Raw genomic sequence first — 20,020 nt, 5'->3', positions numbered from 1 at the left:
TCTAACTCCTTTGGCAAATTGATCTTAGGGTTAAGATTTTCGTTAAATGTTAAAACAAATTAATAATTATTCACCGCAAAGAGTGCAAAGAAGATTAAGGGTAATATGGAAAAAGGTAACGATAAATATGTACAAGCCCCTGGGGGGTAAGGGAAAAAAAGCAAAGAAGATTAAGGGTAATATGGAAAAAGGTAACGATAAATATGTACAAGCCCCGTTAGGTATGAAAGATCTCTTTCCTGAGGAGAGGTTGTTATGGGTAGAGATGGAAAATGCAGCACGGGAAGAGTTTGAAATAGCGGGATATCATGAGATAAGAACGCCGGTTTTCGAAGATACACGCCTCTTTGTAAGGAGTATTGGGGAGGCGACAGATATAGTAGAGAAAGAGATGTATACTTTTGGTGATAGCGCAGGAACATCCATTACACTTCGTCCTGAAAATACAGCATCTGTAATGAGGGCATACTTACAATATGAATTGTATAAGACAAAGAAATTCCAGAAATTTTATTACATCGGGCCGATGTTCAGGAAAGAGCGTCCCCAGGCAGGGAGGTTGAGACAGTTTCATCAGATGGGCGTAGAGGCAATCGGGTCTTACGATCCCTTACTGGATGTTGAAACGATTAAGGTTGCCACAAGGGTTTACGACCGGCTTGGGCTGGACGGTTATGTGGTAAAGATAAATACTATCGGATGTGAGAAATGCAGACCAGGATATAGAGACATATTAAAGAAAGAACTTTCTAATTATAAAGATGAATTGTGTGAACTCTGTAAGGCGAGGCTTGAGAGAAATGTCTTCAGGGTGCTTGACTGCAAAAATAAAAAATGTAAAGAGATACGCAAGAATGTGTCGAATACCGAAGACCATACTTGTAAAGATTGCCTGGAACATTTTAAGATTGTCAAAGGTGCATTTGAGGATATTGGCCTCGATTATACTGTAGACCCGCATCTTGTCAGGGGCCTGGACTATTATACAAAAACAGTTTACGAGATAACACATTCGGCAATGGGCGCCAGGGATACTATATGTGCGGGAGGGCGTTATGACAACCTGATATCAGATATTGGAGGGCCTCCAACAGGTGCGGTAGGTTTTGCTGCCGGGATGGAAGCATCAATGATAGCCCTGTTGAAAGTGAGAGAAAAGAACAAGGAATCAAAACTCGACACTTCCTCTCTGGCTCCGGATATATTCATTGTGTCAATCGGTATTGAATCCAGAAATTACTGTTTCAAACTGCTCAATCAGCTGAGACAGGGAGGGATAAGGGTTGATATGGATTACGAATGCCGGCCAACCAAGGCGCAGATGAAGATTGCCAACAAGCTTAATTCACGGTTTACTATCATAATGGGTAGTGAAGAAAGAGAAAAAGGGGTTATTAAACTAAAGAATATGCAGACGGGAGATGAAAATTTCTCGGAAGATACAGATAAGATTATAGAGATAGTGAAAGGAAATAGATAAATGTCTGATTTACAGAGAACGCAAACATGCGGGCAACTTCGCAAGGCGGATGCCGGGGATGAGGTCACACTTTCAGGATGGGTAGACACCAGAAGAGATCATGGTGGTGTTATTTTTATCGATTTAAGAGATAGATACGGTAAGACGCAGATCGTATTCAATCCGGAACATAACGCAGAGACTCACGAAGCCGCTTCGGTGCTCAGGACTGAATACGTTATATCGGTGAAAGGAAAGGTTGAGGAGAGGCCGGAGGGAATGGCTAACCCGGATTTAGATACTGGTGAAATAGATGTGATGGTTGATAAACTTGAAATATTAAATTCAAGTGAAACGACACCATTTGAAATTACAGGTGACACGGAAGTATCAACTGAATTGAGGCTCAAGTATAGATACCTTGACCTCAGACGACCGCAAATGCAGAAATATTTAACATCCAGACATAAAGTGTATCAGATTACCAGGCGTTATTTTGACAGTAATGATTTTGTTGAAATAGAAACACCTTTTTTGACAAAGAGTACACCGGAAGGCGCCAGGGACTATCTTGTACCAAGCAGGATAAACAGGGGACAGTTCTATGCGTTGCCACAATCTCCGCAGCTTTTTAAACAGATATTGATGGTTTCCGGTTTCGACAGATACTTTCAGATAGTCAAATGTTTCAGGGATGAAGACCTGCGTGCGCAACGCCAGCCAGAATTTACACAGGTAGATCTGGAAATGTCTTTTGTCAGGGAGGATGATGTTATCAATATGATAGAGGGTTTGATGGTCGAGATTTTTAAGGAAGTGCTTGGTAAAGAGATATCCGCTCCTTTTCCAAGACTTTCATACCATGATGCCATGAATCTATACGGTTGTGACGCCCCGGACTTGAGATTTGAGATGACGATAAAGGAGATTACCGATATTGGTGCAAAATCTGACTTTAAGGTATTTAAGAGTGTTGCTGAATCAGGTGGTCAGATCAGGGGTATAAATGCTGTCGGATGTGCAAGCCTTTCCAGGAAGAATATAGACGAACTTACCTCATTTGTAAATCAGTTCGGAGCAAAAGGACTTGCCTGGTTTAAAGTTGATGAAAATGGGCTGACATCTCAGATTGCAAAGTTTTTTAATGCTGAATTGCAGAAGGAAATAATCGAACGTCTTAATGCTGCTCCCGGTGACCTGCTCCTGTTTGTTGCAGACAAGGAGAGTGTGGCGTCACAGACTCTTTCACAACTGCGACTCAATATTGCTAAGAGTAATGGCATGATCAATGAGGAAGAGTTTAATCTGTCATGGGTTGTAGACTTTCCGTTATTTGAATATAACGAGGAGATGGACAGAAACGATTCACTTCATCATCCCTTTACATCACCTCATCCTGATGATCTGAAACATCTTGAAGATCGTCCGCTCGACGTCAGGGCAAGGGCTTATGACCTGGTATTGAATGGTGTTGAACTGGGAGGCGGCAGTATAAGAATACACAGTCAGGAAGTACAAAAGAAGATATTCAATCTGCTTAACATTGATGATGCGACGGCGCAGGAGAGATTCGGTTTTTTGCTCGAAGCGCTTAAATATGGTGCGCCGCCACATGGTGGTATTGCATTGGGACTTGACCGGATGGTTACGTTACTCCTGGGGCTTGACGATATAAGAGAAGTCATCGCATTTCCGAAAACTCAGAAAGCAACATGCCTCATGGTGGATGCGCCCTCAGATGTAGATGAGAAGCAACTCAGGGATCTTGGCTTGTCACTTTTAAAACCGGATTAAGTTGTCCATTAAAATTAATTATAGTATGGACGTCATTATCGCTTATAAGCTGAACAATTATATTAAGTCAATCGGTGCCAAAAATTGAGCAAAACCATACTGACGGCAAAACCTTTTGATTTAATGACGGCGAAGCCAAAATGACTTTGGTAACGCCAGTTGCCTAAATGACAACGAAGTAAATGACATAATCTGTTTTTTTAAAATGTCCATATCCGATCTAGACAAATCAATACAATACATCAAAGGTGTTGGTCCCAAAAGAGCACAGACTCTTGGACGGCTCGGAATACATACCGTAAAAGACTTACTCTATTACTTTCCACGTACATATCAGGACCGGTCCCGTGTAGAAAAAATTTCAAACCTGAAAGATGGCGACACTGCAATGGTGAAGGGCATTGTCATCAATATCAAGTCATTCAGGACCAGAGGGTGGAAGAGTGTATTTGAGGCATCAGTTGGTGACGGGACCAGCATGCTCCAGATCAAGTGGTTCAACCGGCCCTATCAAAGTGAAGTATTTCAGGTAGACGACCATGTGCTTTTGTATGGAAGGGTCTCTCTGTATAAGCAGTCACTTCAGATGGTGAATCCTGAATATGAGATAGTTACAGAGGAAGATAGTCCGGGTAAGAGTGCTGGTATATTGCCGGTATATTCATTGACTGAGGAGATGAAGCAACTTAGCTTCCGAAAACTGGTTCAGATGGTTGTTGATGAATACTCTCATAAGGTTGAAGAGGTTTTTACGGATGATATTATTAAAAAGCGCAAGTTTGTGCCAATCACGTTTGCAATAAAGAATATTCACTTTCCCGATTCCATGGAGAATCTGGAAGAGTCTAAACGACGGCTCAAGTATGAGGAATTTTTTCTGTTTGAGACGGCAATGGCTCTTCGTAAACGCGGCATAAAGGAGGTGAGTGGTTATAAATTCCGTATTGGTCAAAATGTTGAAAAACACATCTACAAACTTTTCCCATTTGAACTTACTAAAAGTCAGCAGAAAGTAATCAGAGAAATCCACGAAGATATGTGCAGTGAGAAACCGATGAATAGATTGCTGCAGGGGGATGTTGGGTCAGGTAAGACGGCAGTTGCTGTTTACGCGTTGCTTGCGGCCGTTGCAAACGGTTTTCAGACTGCATTTATGGCACCGACAGAAATCCTTGCCGAACAGCACTATCGCACACTCAGTGTATTTCTGAAAAAAGCCGAGGTTGAAATGTTACTTCTCACAGGTGGCGCTAAGACAAAGATAAAGAAGGAAAATATTGAGCGCATAAAACAGGGAGATATTGATCTGATCATTGGTACACACGCATTGATTGATAAAGGAGTGGAGTTTAAGAAACTGGGACTTATTGTAATTGACGAGCAGCACAAATTTGGTGTGATGCAGCGTACACGCCTGAGACAAAAAGGGTACGACAAACACGAACCGGATGTGCTGGTCATGACGGCAACTCCCATACCCAGGAGTCTTTCCCTAACCGTATTTGGTGATCTTGATATCTCAACTATTGATGAACTTCCACCCGGCCGCACTCCGGTGGAGACATATCGAGTGCCTGCAAAGAAAGAGAATGATGCCTACAGGTTTATTCGTAAAGAGATAGAGAAGGGGAGGCAGGCATTTGTTGTATTCCCTCTGGTTGATGAATCTGAAAAGCTCGATCTAAAATCAGCAACAGTCGAAGCCGAGAGACTCAGGGATAAAGTATTTTCCGGTTTAAATGTTGGGTTATTGCATGGACAGCTGAAACCGGAGTTGAAAGATTTGATAATGTCCGATTTTGTTAAACATAAGTACGACATTCTTGTATCAACTATTGTGATAGAGGTTGGGATCGATGTGCCTAATGCTACCGTAATGGCGATAGAACACGCTGAACGATTTGGTCTTGCGCAACTTCACCAGCTCAGGGGCAGAATAGGACGCAGTGAACATCAGTCCTACTGTCTTCTCTTTGGTATACAAAAGAGTATCGAGTCAAGACAGAGAATCAATATCATGCTGGAAACAAACGACGGCTTCAAGATTGCTGAAGAAGATCTTAAACTTAGAGGACCGGGAGAGTTCTTCGGCACAAGACAACACGGCCTGCCTGAGTTCAAGATAGGTGATATAATTAATGACTACGATATAATAAAACTGGCACGTGCGGATGCCTTTGAGCTGGTCAAGGAAGGATATAAATCAAAGGACTCTGAGAAACAGATACTGCTAAAAAAGATAATAGAGAAATTTAAGGATAAGCTTGATTTGATAAATACGGGATGATATTATTACGCGAATACAGAGGAAAGCAAAATCTTTCTCTAAGGAATGCAGGAAGGGCAAAAAAAGAGTTAATAATGTGACCAAATGAGGGGTCTATTATGATATCTATTGATTATGATGTTATTGTTTTTGAAGAAAACGAGACTTATATAGCGTATTGCCCGGAGCTTGATGTCTCAAGTTGTGGACATTCTATCGAACATTCAAAAGAGATGTTGAGAACAGCAATAAGATTATTTATTGAAGAAACAGAGAAAATGGGTACCCTTAAGGATATTCTTGAAGAGTCTAGATTCAAAAAAGATGTAAATGGGCGATGGTTACCACCAAGGCTTGTAGCAACAGAATTGGTCAGGTTATCGTAAATGCCTAAAATAAATCCCATACCTGCTGGTAAATTACAAAAGTTGTTTAAAAAGGCAGGCTTTACGTGTGTAAGAGTCGAAGGTGACCACTTTACATATACGAAAAAAGGGATTGTAAGGCCAGTAGTTATTCCTAACTGGAAAGAAGTACCGGTATTTATTAAAAAACAATTTGAGAACTGCGGGTATATCTAGGGAAGAATACTTTGTATTGCTTGAAGAAGTGTAATAGTGGTGTTAGCTGCCGATAATTATCATTTCCAAATTCAAGGAAAATCCAGACGAAGTCAAAGATCACGTCAAAATTCCAGACTACAATTCCAAGGGAAATCCGTGACAGGCTTAAATTAAGCGTATCAGATTCAATTGAATGGAAGATTGAAGAAGATAAGATAGTAGTTGGGCCTGTCAATAAACCATTTCTAAAATATAAGGGATCTATCAAAATTAAATCCGGGAATATTAGAGAAGATATTCTACAATCCAGAAAAATGAGGGTGTTGAAGAAGAAATGAGAGATTATCTTATAGATACCATTTATAACACAGACAAACCCTTATACAGCCAACTGTCCAAAACAAATATTTTTCACAAACTGATAACATAAATTTAGAGGAACATATTCCCTTTTGGATGTTCTCTTTGGATTGATAAATGAAAATACTATTGATAAAATAACGCTCTCTGACATTATTTTGAATGAACATAAACAGCAACGGAAGAATGTGTTTTGTTCTGATGATGAAGATTAGAAGGCAGGTGTCATTTCTAATGGGCTGGAATATCTTAAAATAGTTGCAAATAGTTTTGACAAAATATAGCATAATTGAGTGAAATCAGCAATGTTAACCACCAGAAATAATACAGTTTAAGCTTTTCTTGTGCACATTGCGAATATGTGGTAGTTTCTTATGATTGGTTATGAAGTGGCGGTGGGAGATGAAAATGATAAAGATCCATGCAATACAAACGGGTAAAGTCAAGGTTAAACAATTTCAAATAACGGGCGCAAATAGTATAATTTCACGTCTGTGGCAGCTTTTTTTTGGAAAAAATTGGAGCGATTGGTATCCAATTTATTGTTGGTTAGTGGAACATCCTGACGGACCTTTTCTAATTGATGTCGGGGAAGTCGCAGAAGTACACAAGCCTGGATACTTACCTGACAATTTTGGTTTAAAAGTATCAGTAAAATATGAAGTAGAACGAGAAGATGAGGTTGATAAAAAAAGGTCCAGGCTGCCCTGGTTAAGTTGTTTTTTTGGCCCCTATCATTTTTCTTTCATACTTATTTCATCACTATTCCAGGCAGGAAATATTGAACCTTTAACGATTTGAGTCTTGTTGCCTTTATGTATTGTTGAATATGGCCTTTCAGAAATATCGGTATAAAGACAACCCCAGCCAACGATTCCGATTTGTGTGTTGAATCCACCAAATACAAACTCGCCATTTACCCCAAGTGAGGGAATCCCTTCGGGTGATATCCATCTATCATCTGCATCTAACAATGCTAAAACAGTATTCAGTGCCGGACCGTTTCCAATATTTTTGACACTCCACCCACTTCCGGTATTAAAACAAAAAACAAGAACAGGACGAAGACCGATAACTCTTGATTTTCTGGCAGATAAATATGAAACGGTGATAGCAATAATCGAGACAGCAATTGCGGTTCCGGAAAATAAAAATTTTATATCAATATGCAATTACTAACTCCCTTAAAATTTTTTATCAGCGTTCACCGTTGTCGTTCTGTGTACTTAGAAATCAAGACTGAACATAAAACTTCCTCGTCCTGGGCCCGTCAAACTCACAAAAGAAGATAGATTGCCACGTTCCTAATAATAGGCGACTGTCTTGGACGATGACACTTACGGATGACCCGAATAGGGATGCCTTGATATGTGCGTCGCTGTTGCCTTCCATATGAGAGTAATTGTCTTGTTGTGGTATCATCTGTTCAAGTTTTTTCAGAATGTCCCGGGGAACGTCGGGGTCTGCATTCTCATTAATAGTAATCCCAGTTGTGGTGTGTGGGACGAATACTGTAACCACGCCTTCCGAAACTCCTCCTATAAGGTCCTGGACTTGCGACGTGATGTCGATGAACTCATTACGTTTTGATGTTTTAACGGTAATTTGTTTGATCATGTAATGTAAAAAAATATTATTGATGGATTCTCACTCAACCCGTCAGTTCCGGCTTGCCGGGCGGGCAGAATTTTGGAATGACAAATTTATTGATAAGTGATAAAACGTTTATGTTTTTTTAGCCATGCCATTGTACACTTTGTCAGTTTGTTTCGCTATTCAGCATTTTTACTTTTCCGCTGAATACTCCTCCCTTATTAACGATTAATTTTCGACAGGTTATCTTGCCATATACCTCGCCTTTTTTTTTTATTTCAACAGTACCCATTGCATTGATGTCTCCATTAATTTTACCTTTTACAATAGCATTTCCAACGTGGATACTTGAAATTTCGATTATGCCTCTCTTTTTTAAATGAAGCGTGCCATAAGTCTCAAGGTTTACACCCAGAAGAGTCTTTACTTTATGATCGCTCAAGTCGTTACTGTTGTAACAGTGTTGGCATGTTGTCGCTTGTGCTTTTTCATCAGTGAAAATCTCTCTGTTACATTTAAAGCAGAGAATTTTTTTTTTGCCAATATGAGATATTCGTTTTTTTTCAGGTGGGAAAATAATCTCTTTGGCATTAATGTGTTTATTGCAATGATTGCACGGTATTGACACGCAATTGACTGATACTGTCAGGCTTCCATTGCAATAAGGACATGCTATATTCCTGGTTTCTGGCAACTCGTTTGATTTAGGACTCATAAATCATTTTCTAATTTAAACAAAACAACATTCTCTCTATATGCTATATGTTTTTGATTACTTTAATATTCTGGTTTTCCACATTTTGCTTCTCTGTCTTAGTGCCATCGGGATTTACATTACAATTACCGACAAAAACAACACCCTCCTCAATAATTAATGTTTTTGCTTGAAGGTCTCCAAGGAGTTGTGCGTTCTGTTTAAGCTCAACTTTTTCTGCCGCTTCAATGTTTCCGTCCAGACGTCCTTCAATTGTGGCATTTTTCACCTTAATGTTTGCTTTGACAATACCTGTCTTGCCGACTATGAGCTCTCCATTGTCGGCTATCAGTTCTCCTTCAAACTTTCCATCAACATTCATAACCTTTTCAAATTTTATCGTACCCTTGATTTCTACATCGGTTGTCAAATTAGTCATACTATTTTCACTCATTATAACCTCCTTTCAGGTTTATTTATTAACAAGAATAGAGGTTTTTTCTTAAATATCAATAGTTTTCTGCTAATCGAATAAGATTGAGAAATTCATGTCGATAGCCAAATGTGTCTTTTTCGATTGCGGTTTTTGCTAAATTGATTACGTCTTTGTAAGTAAACTCACCGGTATAGGTGCCTCCTCTCAGGAGTTGTCCGAATGCGGCTACCGATGCCGCAAATCTGACGTCAGCAGAAACATCATCAATCCGTGTATACTCATTATCTTTATTAATAGATGTAGTTGTCAGATCGCTTTTATCAGAATCAGGTAATTTATAACGGATTTTTAAGAATCCGTATTCATTATTATTAAATGATTTTTTCTCAGTTTTTCCACTATGATTACTGTCCTTGTATCGAAGGTCATCAATCAGCTTTTGCTTACTGTTAACCGGAGTGATTTCATATAAGGCTGTCACTGAGTGGCCAGATCCAATATCACCGGCGTCAACTTTATCATTGTTGAAATCTTCTCGTTTAAGAATTCGCGTTTCATACCCTATCAATCGATATTCAGCTATCAGATTCGGGTTAAATTCAATCTGGAGCTTAACATCTTTGGCAATAGTGAATATAGTGGAGCTGGATTCGTCCACTAAAACCTTTCTCGCTTCATTGAGGTTGTCAATATATGCTGCGTTACCATTTCCATTTTGCGCGAGTTTTTGCATCAGGGCATCATTGTAGTTTCCCTGCCCAAAACCAAGGACAGATAAAAAGATACCTTTTGCTCTCTTTCTCTCTATAAAGTTTTTCAATTCTTCAGGATTTTGAATGCCTACATTGAAATCACCATCAGTGGCTAAAATAACTCGATTTACTCCCTCTTTGTTAAAATTAGCTTCAGCCAATTCGTAAGCTTTTCGAACGCCTTCTCCACCGGCAGTTGACCCGCCGGCCTGTAATTTATCTAATGCCGCGAGTATTTTACTCTTCTCTTTTACTTTTGTAGGTTCCAGCACGGTTCCGGCCGCACCTGCGTAGACTACAATCGCTATAGTGTCTTCTTCGTTAAGCGTGTTAATAAGCATTCGGAAGGAATGCTTTAACAATGGTAATTTGTCATGAGAATTCATAGAACCTGATACATCCAGTAAAAAGACAAGGTTTGATACCGGTTTTTGTTCAGGCACTATATCATAACCTTTTATCCCAATATGCAATAACTTTGTTTCCGAATTCCATGGAGTCGGGTATACCACTATGGTTGGTTGAAACGGTCTGGATCTGTCAGTTGGTACGGAGTAATCATAATCAAAATAGTTGATCATCTCCTCTACTCGTACAGCATTTTTCTGTGGCAGTGCTCCATGGTTCAGTTGTCTGCGAATGAATGCGTATGAAGCGGTGTCAACATCCACAGAAAATGTAGAAACAGGTTCTTCCGTTACCATTTTAACCGGATTTGGTTTAATGGTTTCAAATCTGTCCCTTCCGGTTTCTCGATACTCGTTGATTCCGTGTTCTCCGGGTGGAGGGATTGTTGCTATGCAGTCCATTTCTTCTAATGCTAATGCTTCTCGTCTGGGAGTTATATTACCTTGCCTGAGACCGGCAGTAGTTTTCTTTTTTTCAGATACTATATTCCTGGAACGTTCTTTAGGTTTAGGCTGAGTAGTGACAGAAGGGGATGCCATGTCAACTTTTTCTTCATTTACCATAACCGAAGCGAAGATGCCTTCATCCTCAAATCTCATCTTACCATCCTGCTTCTCTGTTTTAGTTAAGACAGATTGGTTTGAGTCTACACTCCCGATCTTCTGCAGGTTGTTTGTTACAGTATCTTTTTGAGATCTTTTATTGTTTTGTTCTAAAGTATCACTGGGTTGTATGGGAGTTTTTTCAGGTTCGTATTGAACAACTTTAGTCTGGAAATCTGACTTATAGACAGAGAAATATGATAATCCAATGATGAGAAGGGCGATGCAAGCAGTTACAGCTCCGGTGATAACAAAAGATTTCTTCATGGCAAATTCTCCGAAAAAGGTTAAAACTGTTTTTAATTTGCCTGTTAGACGTCGTTCGCCTTCAATTCCTTTGAAATTTTTTTGGATTATCTGTTTTTGCCTATTGAATTCAGTCATAGCTGCGTTGACAGTCACCTTTTTCTTTGACTCATCCGGTCCGGGAATGTCTAATTGCTGCATAATTTTTTTTATCTCTTCATCATTCATATGACTTCTCCATGTTCTAAATGCCTCTTCAACTCCTTTTTTACCTGATGTATCCTCCATGAGATGGTTTTTTCCGCGCAATTCAGGACTACCGCGGCTTCCTTATGCGTCAAACCCTCTGTAAATACCAGAAGGGCGGTATCTCTTAGTTTTGTTGGCAGGAGCTCAAATAATTGATGGATTTTATCAGCATTTGAGGGTGATTCCTGAAGTGACTCAGATTTTATTCTTTGTGCCTCTTTGTACTTCATTTCCTTTATACGCTTTCTTTCCTGCTTTTTTTTATAATCTTTTGCAGTATTGATTACAATACGATATAGCCAGGTCTGAAATGTAGATTCTTCATTGAAGCTGAAAATTTTTTTGGCTAGTTTAACAAAAACCTCCTGAGTAATATCTTCAGCATCCTCTTTTGCTCTGCACCAGTTATACGATATTTTATATACAAGCAGATAATTCTGTTCTACCAGGTTTTCAAAAGCGGTTGAATCACCGTCTTTAGCAAGTTTTACTAATTCAGTATATTCAGGGTTTTCCATTGTCGGTATTTATTTTCAAATCTGAACAAATCAGAATTATTAAATATTGGGGAGTCAAGCGTTGCTGGAGTTCCTGCCTGTCCGTCAGTTTGTTAGGTGGGAATATCTCAATTCCTGATTTTTGGTTTTCTTACTAATAAATAATTATACTTATGTTTAGACGATTGAAAGTTTAAAATTCTTTGAGAAAAAACTTTTTTTGAAATTCTCTAACAATTTCCTGTTATGCCAATTTGACATTTGCGCTAATATAATGGAAATAGGCTACTGCCAAAATGGCATTTTGCAGGTTGTTGTTATAAAAACTATTTAAAAAACTTTAATTGTTACGTGTGTAACATGTTATACAGCAATGGCATAAGTAGTTTTTTTAAATTTTGGTACATATTTTGCTTTGTACATTGGCATCTAAAAAATCGAGCTTGCAATTTTAAAAGGAGGTATGTAATGGCAGCAAAGCAGTTGTTATTCAAAGAAGATGCAAGAATGGCAATCAAAAGGGGAGTTACTAAGTTGGCCAGTGCGGTGAAATGTACACTGGGGCCAAGAGGTAGAAATGCCGTTCTTGATAAGGGGTGGGGAAGTCCTACAATAACAAAAGACGGTGTATCCGTTGCTGAGGAAGTTGAGTTGAAGGACCCGTATGAGAATATGGGAGCAAAACTGGTAAAAGAGGTGGCGTCGAAAACAAGTGACATTGCGGGAGACGGAACTACAACTGCCACAGTACTGGCTGAAGCGATCTTTAACCAGGGAATGAAATGTGTTTCAGCAGGTATTGATCCTGTTGCTCTTAACCGCGGTATGAAAGCAGCGGTTGACAATGTTGTGGAAACACTTCAGAGCATGAGTAAGAAAATCAAGGACCAGAGTGAAATTGCTAACATCGGTACTATCGCATCCAATAACGATAGTGAAGTTGGCAAAATGATTGCCAATGCAATGGAAAAAGTTGGTAAGGACGGTGTTATTACTGTTGAAGAGGGTAAAGGTATCAGTTCGGACGTTGATATAGTTGAAGGTATGCAGTTTGATCGTGGTTATTTGTCGCCTCACTTTGCAACAGATAAAGAGAATATGAAGGTAGAGTTAAGAGATGCTTATGTATTAATTCACGAAGAGAAGATATCAAATATAAAGGGGATTGTCCCGTTACTTGAAAAGGTGGCAAAAACTAAAAAACCTCTTTTGATAATCGCGGAGGATGTAGAGGGTGAGGCTCTGGCTACTCTGGTTATAAATAATATTCGTGGTACTATTGTTTGTGCCGCAGTCAAGGCCCCCGGGTATGGAGACCGAAGAAAAGCAATGATGGATGATATTGCAGTCCTGTCGGGTGGTAATGCTGTTGTTAAGGATTTGGGTACACAGCTTGAAAATATTGAGTTAAAAGATCTTGGGACTGTAAAAAAGGTAAATATAGATTCTGAAAATACTACGCTTGTGCAGGGCGGAGGCAGCGCGAAAGATATAAGTGCGCGTATAAATCAGATAAGGAAAGAGATTGAAGAGACAACTTCTGACTATGACCGTGAAAAACTACAGGAAAGATTGGCTAAATTAGCAGGCGGTGTGGCACAAATAAACGTGGGCGCATCAACTGAAACAGAGATGAAAGAGAAAAAAGCGCGTGTAGAGGATGCGTTACATGCCACACGTGCTGCAATTGCTGAAGGAGTATTGCCCGGTGGTGGCGTTGCTCTGTTAAGGGCATCTCAGGCATTGGATGGTCTTGCATTGAAGGGTGATGAACATTTCGGTGTTGACATCATTAAAAATGCTCTCAGCGAACCAATAAAGCAGATATCCAGAAATGCGGGGCTGGAAGGCGCTGTTGTAGTGAGGAATATTTTAAAATCAAAGGATAACGCATTTGGATATGATGCGGAAAAAGAAGAATATGGTAATCTCATTGAAGCCGGTGTGATTGATCCCGCAAAAGTAACAAGGAGTGCGTTACAAAACGCTTTAAGCATTTCAAGTATTCTGCTTACAAGTGATTGTCTTATTTCAGAAGTCCCCGGTAAAGAAGAAGCTATGATGCCTCCAGGTGGCGGTATGCCAGGTGGTGGTATGGGCGGCATGGGCGGCATGGGTGGTATGCCTGGAATGGGCGGCATGGGTGGTATGCCTGGAATGATGTAGGATATAACCTGATAGAACCGTAAGCCGATTATGGAGTTTTCCTGACGGTGTAAATAATTCAGTTTTTACGTAATAATAAAAAATAAAAGGAGGTATTTGTTATGGCAGTTAGACCTTTAGATGATAGAGTTGTTATTGAACCGCTTGAAGCGGAAGAGAAAACGCAGGGTGGAATTGTTCTGCCGGACTCAGCAAAAGAAAAACCAACAAGAGGTAAGGTGGTATCTGTGGGAGAAGGTAAGCTCCTGGATAACGGAAAAAGAGCGGAACTGTTAGTGAAAAAAGGTGACCAGGTCCTTTACGGAAAGTACGCTGGAACAGAAATAACAGTTGGTGGAAAAGATTATCTTATTTTAAAAGAAAACGATATCTTGGCTAAAATTGATTAATCAAGTTCAGGAGGTATATTATGGCTGCAAAACAGCTGTTGTTTGATGAAGAGGCAAGGCGCAACATAAAAAACGGTATAAAGAAGCTGGCAGACGCTGTGAGAATAACTATGGGTCCTACTGGCAGAAATCTGATTTTGGAAAAGAGTTTTGGTTCACCTACCGTTACGAAAGACGGAGTTACAGTAGCTAAAGAAGTAGAGCTCAGTGAGCCATTTGAGAATATGGGTGCAAAAATGGTATGTGAGGTGGCTTCTAAAACCAGTGATAAAGCTGGTGACGGAACAACAACCGCAACTATTCTGGCTGAAGCGATATACAATGAGGGGATGAAGTATGTTACTTCCGGTGTAAATACAATGGCCCTCAAAAGAGGTATTGATAAAGCTGTAGGCGCTGTGGTAGATGAGTTAAATAACATGTGCAAGAAGGTCAAGGACAGGGCACAGATTGCACAGGTTGGTACTATCTCGGCTAATAATGACTCAACCGTTGGAAACCTGTTAGCGGATGCGATGGATAAGGTTGGCAAGGACGGTGTTATTACGGTTGAAGAAGCGAAAAGTATGGGGACAACTTTAGATATAGTTGAGGGTATGCAGTTTGATAAAGGGTTCATCTCACCTTATTTTGTTACAAAGGCCCAGACTATGGAAGTTATATTCGATGATCCGTACATATTAATTCATGAAAAAAAGATTTCCAATATGAAAGAACTGTTGCCTCTGCTGGAAAAGCTTGCGGGTGTTGGCAAACCGCTTGTAATTATTTCAGAAGAAGTTGAAGGTGAAGCGTTGGCTATGTTAGTGGTAAATAAACTGCGAGGTGTTTTGAACTGTGCGGCTGTTAAAGCCCCTGGTTTTGGAGATAGAAGGAAAGCAATGCTGGAGGATATAGCAATTTTGACAAACGGTCGTCTGATATCGGAAGATATTGGTGTTCAGTTAGAGACCCTGGAACTTAGTGATCTTGGTACCGCGAAGCGTGTTACTATTGACAAAGAAAATACTACAATAATAGAAGGTAGCGGGAAACAATCAGATGTACAGGGCAGGATTTCGCAGATTAGAAATCAAATCGAACAGACGACATCTGATTATGATAAAGAAAAGCTTCAGGAACGGTTGGCAAAGCTTACCGGAGGTGTTGCTGTGATAAATGTAGGTGGCGCGACAGAGGCTGAAGTAAATGAAAGGAAGGCGCGTGTAGAAGATGCGTTGAACGCAACAAGAGCTGCTGTAGAGGAGGGTATTATTCCCGGAGGTGGGGTAGCCCTGATAAGGACAATACCAAAAGTTGATGAGTTACGCAAAAAGCTTAGAGGTGATGAAAAAATGGGTGCAGATATTATAGCAAGAGCAATTGAGGCACCTCTGAGACAGATTGTGTCCAATACAGGTGGTGAGGGTTCGGTAATTGTTGAAGAAGTAAAAGAGAAGAGTACCAATACAGGGTTTGACGCAAACACTTCTGAATATGTGGATATGTTTGAAAGAGGAATTATTGATCCTACAAAAGTTGCACGTACTGCATTACAAAATGCGGCAAGTATAGCAGGACTCATGCTGACGACAGATGTGATGATTACTGAATTAAAAGAGGACGATGAGGAAGCAAACCCGGTTGAGGGAAGCGTGTCTTAACTTATTGACTGAAAACATTAGATTGTTGTTTCTAAAAAAGGCCGCATTTATGTGGCCTTTTTATTTTCATGTTTTACGGTATTATGAGGGGTAGAACCTGCTTGACATTTTATTTATCACTTGTATTATAGTAGTTGTAATTAGCGGCAGAACTGTATTAAGCAGTTGTGGTACAAGCACTTACGTGCTAATTGGTGAAGCGTGTTGAGTCTTCGGAGTTTGGACAGACGATAACGTATTTAGAGCTGAAAAATGCAAAAAGAAGATTATTATATCGTTCTTGGAGTTGAAAGAAGCGCGAGCCCGGATGATGTAAAACGTGCTTATAGAAAATTGGCATTGAAGTATCATCCTGATAAAAATCCTGATGACAAGCAGGCCGAGGCGAAATTTAAAATTGCAGCTGAAGCATATGAAGTAATTAGCGATCCTGCTAAACGCAAAAGATATGACCAATTTGGTCATGAAGGATTAAGAGGTGGAGATTCCAGGGGATTTGGCAATTTTGAAGATATATTCGATGCCTTTGGTGATATCTTTGGTGGTGGCGGTAGTGGTGGCAGCATTTTTGAGGATTTTTTTGGTGGTGGGAGAAGTCAGACAGAAAAGCGTGGTGCCAGTTTAAGATGTGATATATCTCTGGAATTTAAGGAGGTTGCCACAGGGATTGAGAAAACAATAGAGATTACCAAAAGAGACTTTTGTGAAGAGTGCCGTGGGACAGGCGCGCGTAAAGGCACATCTCCTGTTTCTTGTCCTTATTGTAAGGGCAAGGGAGAGATTCATCAAAGACAAGGCTTCTTTACTATAAGAACTACATGTCCTAAATGCCAGGGTAATGGTAAGATTATAGAGACACCATGTAAAAAATGTAATGGACATGGCGTTTATCCTAAAAAGTCAAATATTAAGGTCCAGGTACCTGCCGGTATTGAAGATGGCGTGCGATTGCGTGTTACAGGTCAGGGTGAATCAGGGGCTAATGGAGCACATCCGGGAGATTTGTATTGTGACATACATATTAAACCTCATCCTATCTTCAAGAGACAGGATTACGACATTATTTGTGAGTTTCCCATTACGTTTACTCAGGCGGCTTTAGGATGTGAAATTGAAGTTCCTACTATTCTTGGAAAACTGAGGAAGGTAAGAATACCTGCCGGGATGCAAAGTGATGATATCATTTCTGTAAAAGGGGAGGGCTTTCCTCATGTTCGTGGTTATGGTGTTGGGAATTTGCTGGTACATGTTGTTGTTGAAACACCAACTAAATTGACTCCAAGGCAGGAAGAATTATTAAGAGAATTTGCAGAATCAGAACATAAGAATGTGACTCCAAAGAGAAAGAGCTTTTTTCAGAAGGTAAAAAAACTCTTTTAAATAATACATTCTTATGAAATCATTGGAGGGTATTTGTTATTATGTCTAAAGGGCAAAATAATCATGATGAAGAAAATGTCAGAGCTGAACAGGGAGACGGTATGAACGGTGATAAAGATCAGGAAAATTCTAAGGAGGAAACTGATTCAGTCGTAAATGATGAAGAGAAAAGCGGTGAAGAGACTGTGCAGGCAAAGTCCCAGGACGATGTAAAAGTTCCTGAAGAATTGACAATGGAAGATATTATTGAGTTAAAGAAAAAAGCTGAAGAACGTGATACTTATCTCGATCAATTACTGAGGACCAAGGCGGAATTCATGAATTATCAAAAGAGGATGGTTAAGGAAAATGAATCAACCGCACAGTTTGCTGTGCGAAACCTTATACTTGATTTTTTACCGGAACTTGACAATTTTGACAGGGCCATGAAACTTGCGGATAGTTCTCAAGATTTTGATAAGTTTGTGGAAGGTATCAAGTTAATAGAAGAGCAGTTGTTTAAAGTTTTAGGGAAATACGGTGTGGAGCCTATTGAAACAGTAGGAAAACCGTTTGATCCAAATCTTCATGAAGCTGTTATGGAAGAAGAGAATAATGAAATGCCTCATCATACAATTATTGATGAATTTCAAAAAGGTTTCCTCTTAAAGGAACGTGTTATCAGGCCTTCAAAAGTAAAGGTTTCGAGAAGGGCCATGGAGGAAGAAGGAGAAAAAGAAGAAGATGAGAAGTCTGATGATTAATGTTGTATGTCTTAATATTTGTTAGAAAGAAGGAAAATTATGCCTACTTACGATTATGAATGTAACGCGTGTAACCATACATTCGAACTGTTTCAATCAATAACTGCAAAGCATATTAGAAAATGCCCGGAGTGTGGTGAGCTGAAGGTAAAACGTCTGATAGGGGCCGGTAGTACAATTATTTTTAAAGGTTCAGGATTCTATCAAACTGACTACCGTAGTGAAGAGTATAAGTCACGACAGAAAGCTGATAAATCATCTTGTACCGCTGAGAAGAAAGATAGTAAAACCAAGAAAAAAGAAACAAAAAAAGATGTCAAAGATTAAATGCCGTAGTTGTGGTAAAGAACTTCTCTACAATTCTATAAGCGACATACCAACATTTCCCTTTTGCAGTGATCGATGCAAGCTAATGGACCTGGGTTCATGGTTTAATGAGGATAGATGTATTGAAGAACCGGTTACTAACGAAACGCTTGAAGACCACAACGAATAGATATATACTGGCACCTGAAAGTTCAAAGTTAAAAGTGCCTAAATTAGAAAGGGGTGTGTTAATGCAATCGTTCATACAGGATACTCAGAATATTCTACGGGGGATTAAGATGTCACTTGATTTCAACAAGCTGATCTCTGCCTTTGTAGGGATTATATTCAGTATACTTTGGGTTTTAGTAATACTTGCCTTTGGTTCAGCATTTAAATTAATAAAAATTACCCCGTTTGAGATAATCAATGGTTATTTAATTTCGCCCAGGCTTGGTCTATGCAGCCTGGTAAATGTATTTGTGGAATCAATAAAGAGTGTTGAGTGGGGAGAGTATGTTGTTCTCATGGTATTGGTCCTGGGATTAATGCTGATCTGGTCAGTTTTTGCAGGCGCTGTTACACGCCTGGCGGCTTTGGAATTTGCCAGAGGTGAAAAGACAGGACTTAAGGACTCTCTAACTTTTGTGATGAAGAAGTTCTGGTCATATTTCTGGTCTCCACTTACGCCTATCCTGGGTGTGTTGTTCTTTATTGCGTGTAATGTGGCCGGTGGGTTGTTGGGTAAAATAGAATTTGCAGGTGAGATAGCCGTTGCCGTTGGGTTTCCATTAGCTATTCTTTCCGGATTCTTAATCGTCTTTTTAGGTATTGTTGGTTTAATAGGATTTGTCCTTATGTTTCCAGCAATAAGTTCTGAGGGCTCTGATGCTTTTGACGCAATCAGTAGAGCATATAGTTATGTATTATCTAGACCGTTACATTTTTTATCACTTTTTATAACTATAATAGTTTGTGGAACAATCTTAACTTTTGTCGTTGGATATGGCGCCTGTTTTGTTATGCGGATCAGCTATTTTACAGTTGGTTTAGGTATGGGAGGCAAACTTAATGAAATAAGAAATTTCATAACAGGCTTAAGTGAAGTCGGTGATATAGTCTCATCGCTTAATCCAATAACAATGCGGATTGCAGCTCTGTTGTTTATGTTGTATATAGTTTTGGTTAAGATGATCGTTGGCAGTATAATAATTGCGTTTACTGGCTCTGCCAGCACTATTGCATATTTAATCCTGAGAAAGGACGTCGATGGTACAGAAATTGATGATGTCTATATTGAAGAAAGCGATGAAGAGGTAGCAGTTGAGGACGAGATGCCTGAAGAACCTGTAGAACAGAAAACCCAGTTGACACCTGAATCAATAGTACCTCCGGTACAGGAAAAATCGGATGTACCGGAAAAGTGACCTGAAAACAACTGAATGTTGTTAAGACAAGTTAAATAGTTTTTGAC

21 protein-coding genes are annotated in these 20,020 nt (G+C 39.6%); 15 read left to right on the top strand and 6 right to left on the bottom strand.

What is annotated here, in order from left to right; genetic code table 11:
• Positions 1 to 46: 46 nt before the first annotated feature.
• The 7 genes from hisS (at position 47) to SCALIN_RS04645 (ending at position 7,243) form a co-directional block, all read left to right on the top strand.
• Positions 47 to 1,480, top strand: coding sequence for a histidine--tRNA ligase (hisS, locus tag SCALIN_RS04675; protein ID WP_096893117.1), 1,434 nt, complete (start codon positions 47 to 49; stop codon positions 1,478 to 1,480).
• Positions 1,481 to 3,253 (top strand): aspartate--tRNA ligase, encoded by a 1,773-nt coding sequence (gene aspS / locus SCALIN_RS04670; protein WP_096893116.1) that lies wholly within the window; start codon positions 1,481 to 1,483, stop codon positions 3,251 to 3,253. It begins immediately after the preceding gene.
• A 205-nt stretch (positions 3,254 to 3,458) separates the two neighbouring features.
• Positions 3,459 to 5,540 (top strand): ATP-dependent DNA helicase RecG, encoded by a 2,082-nt coding sequence (gene recG, locus SCALIN_RS04665; RefSeq protein WP_096893114.1) that lies wholly within the window; start codon positions 3,459 to 3,461, stop codon positions 5,538 to 5,540.
• A gap of 98 nt (positions 5,541 to 5,638) precedes the next feature.
• Positions 5,639 to 5,905: a type II toxin-antitoxin system HicB family antitoxin gene (locus SCALIN_RS04660; RefSeq protein WP_096893112.1), complete on the top strand. Its 267-nt coding sequence runs from the start codon at positions 5,639 to 5,641 to the stop codon at positions 5,903 to 5,905.
• The gene (locus SCALIN_RS04655; protein WP_203415350.1) at positions 5,906 to 6,100 is read left to right on the top strand and encodes a type II toxin-antitoxin system HicA family toxin; all 195 of its coding nucleotides are present in this window, start codon (positions 5,906 to 5,908) and stop codon (positions 6,098 to 6,100) included.
• Positions 6,101 to 6,180: 80 nt separating this feature from the next.
• Positions 6,181 to 6,420, top strand: a complete 240-nt coding sequence (locus tag SCALIN_RS04650; protein WP_096893464.1) for an AbrB/MazE/SpoVT family DNA-binding domain-containing protein — start codon at positions 6,181 to 6,183, stop codon at positions 6,418 to 6,420.
• A 430-nt stretch (positions 6,421 to 6,850) separates the two neighbouring features.
• Entirely contained in the window at positions 6,851 to 7,243 is a 393-nt protein-coding gene (locus SCALIN_RS04645) for an MBL fold metallo-hydrolase (protein WP_133111668.1), read from the top strand.
• Here the strand turns inward: SCALIN_RS04645 and SCALIN_RS04640 are convergent.
• The 6 genes from SCALIN_RS04640 to SCALIN_RS04615 form a co-directional block, all read right to left on the bottom strand.
• Positions 7,177 to 7,614 (bottom strand): hypothetical protein, encoded by a 438-nt coding sequence (locus SCALIN_RS04640; protein WP_096893109.1) that lies wholly within the window; start codon positions 7,612 to 7,614, stop codon positions 7,177 to 7,179. The two genes, SCALIN_RS04645 and SCALIN_RS04640, sit on opposite strands and share 67 nt — an antisense overlap.
• 61 nt (positions 7,615 to 7,675) lie before the next feature.
• Complete coding sequence (locus tag SCALIN_RS04635; protein WP_096893107.1) at positions 7,676 to 8,059, bottom strand: secondary thiamine-phosphate synthase enzyme YjbQ; 384 nt, start codon at positions 8,057 to 8,059, stop codon at positions 7,676 to 7,678.
• Positions 8,060 to 8,201: 142 nt separating this feature from the next.
• Positions 8,202 to 8,750: a bactofilin family protein gene (locus SCALIN_RS04630; protein ID WP_096893105.1), complete on the bottom strand. Its 549-nt coding sequence runs from the start codon at positions 8,748 to 8,750 to the stop codon at positions 8,202 to 8,204.
• 43 nt (positions 8,751 to 8,793) lie between these two features.
• Positions 8,794 to 9,183 carry a bactofilin family protein gene (locus SCALIN_RS04625; protein ID WP_096893103.1) on the bottom strand — a complete coding sequence of 130 codons (390 nt, stop codon included), beginning with the start codon at positions 9,181 to 9,183 and terminating at the stop codon, positions 8,794 to 8,796.
• Between the two features lie 55 nt (positions 9,184 to 9,238).
• On the bottom strand, positions 9,239 to 11,461 hold the full coding sequence (locus tag SCALIN_RS04620; RefSeq protein WP_203415349.1) for a vWA domain-containing protein: 2,223 nt from the start codon (positions 11,459 to 11,461) through the stop codon (positions 9,239 to 9,241).
• Positions 11,398 to 11,940: an RNA polymerase sigma factor gene (locus SCALIN_RS04615; protein ID WP_096893102.1), complete on the bottom strand. Its 543-nt coding sequence runs from the start codon at positions 11,938 to 11,940 to the stop codon at positions 11,398 to 11,400. Before SCALIN_RS04615 ends, SCALIN_RS04620 begins: the two co-directional genes overlap by 64 nt.
• A 447-nt stretch (positions 11,941 to 12,387) precedes the next feature.
• Here SCALIN_RS04615 and groL (SCALIN_RS04610) point away from each other — a divergent pair, with 447 nt between their 5' ends.
• The 8 genes from groL (SCALIN_RS04610) (at position 12,388) to SCALIN_RS04575 (ending at position 19,973) form a co-directional block, all read left to right on the top strand.
• Positions 12,388 to 14,085, top strand: a complete 1,698-nt coding sequence (gene groL, locus SCALIN_RS04610; protein WP_096893100.1) for a chaperonin GroEL — start codon at positions 12,388 to 12,390, stop codon at positions 14,083 to 14,085.
• 101 nt (positions 14,086 to 14,186) lie between these two features.
• Complete coding sequence (groES, locus tag SCALIN_RS04605; RefSeq protein WP_096893099.1) at positions 14,187 to 14,474, top strand: co-chaperone GroES; 288 nt, start codon at positions 14,187 to 14,189, stop codon at positions 14,472 to 14,474.
• 20 nt (positions 14,475 to 14,494) lie between these two features.
• Positions 14,495 to 16,117 carry a chaperonin GroEL gene (gene groL, locus SCALIN_RS04600; protein WP_096893097.1) on the top strand — a complete coding sequence of 541 codons (1,623 nt, stop codon included), beginning with the start codon at positions 14,495 to 14,497 and terminating at the stop codon, positions 16,115 to 16,117.
• A gap of 252 nt (positions 16,118 to 16,369) precedes the next feature.
• A complete protein-coding gene (dnaJ, locus tag SCALIN_RS04595) occupies positions 16,370 to 17,497 on the top strand; it encodes a molecular chaperone DnaJ (RefSeq protein WP_096893095.1) in 1,128 nt (375 codons plus the stop codon).
• Between the two features lie 41 nt (positions 17,498 to 17,538).
• The gene (gene grpE, locus SCALIN_RS04590; protein ID WP_096893093.1) at positions 17,539 to 18,240 is read left to right on the top strand and encodes a nucleotide exchange factor GrpE; all 702 of its coding nucleotides are present in this window, start codon (positions 17,539 to 17,541) and stop codon (positions 18,238 to 18,240) included.
• A gap of 39 nt (positions 18,241 to 18,279) precedes the next feature.
• Positions 18,280 to 18,567, top strand: coding sequence for an FmdB family zinc ribbon protein (locus SCALIN_RS04585; protein ID WP_096893092.1), 288 nt, complete (start codon positions 18,280 to 18,282; stop codon positions 18,565 to 18,567).
• Positions 18,554 to 18,736, top strand: a complete 183-nt coding sequence (locus SCALIN_RS04580; protein ID WP_096893090.1) for a DNA gyrase inhibitor YacG — start codon at positions 18,554 to 18,556, stop codon at positions 18,734 to 18,736. Before SCALIN_RS04585 ends, SCALIN_RS04580 begins: the two co-directional genes overlap by 14 nt.
• A gap of 61 nt (positions 18,737 to 18,797) precedes the next feature.
• Positions 18,798 to 19,973 (top strand): hypothetical protein, encoded by a 1,176-nt coding sequence (locus tag SCALIN_RS04575; RefSeq protein ID WP_133111666.1) that lies wholly within the window; start codon positions 18,798 to 18,800, stop codon positions 19,971 to 19,973.
• Positions 19,974 to 20,020 lie beyond the last annotated feature (47 nt).

It is taken from the genome of Candidatus Scalindua japonica, assembly GCF_002443295.1.
In the GTDB taxonomy this organism is placed as follows: domain Bacteria; phylum Planctomycetota; class Brocadiia; order Brocadiales; family Scalinduaceae; genus Scalindua; species Scalindua japonica.
The sequence above is the reverse complement of the archived record's forward strand: the minus strand, read 5'-3'. Positions and strand labels throughout refer to the sequence as shown.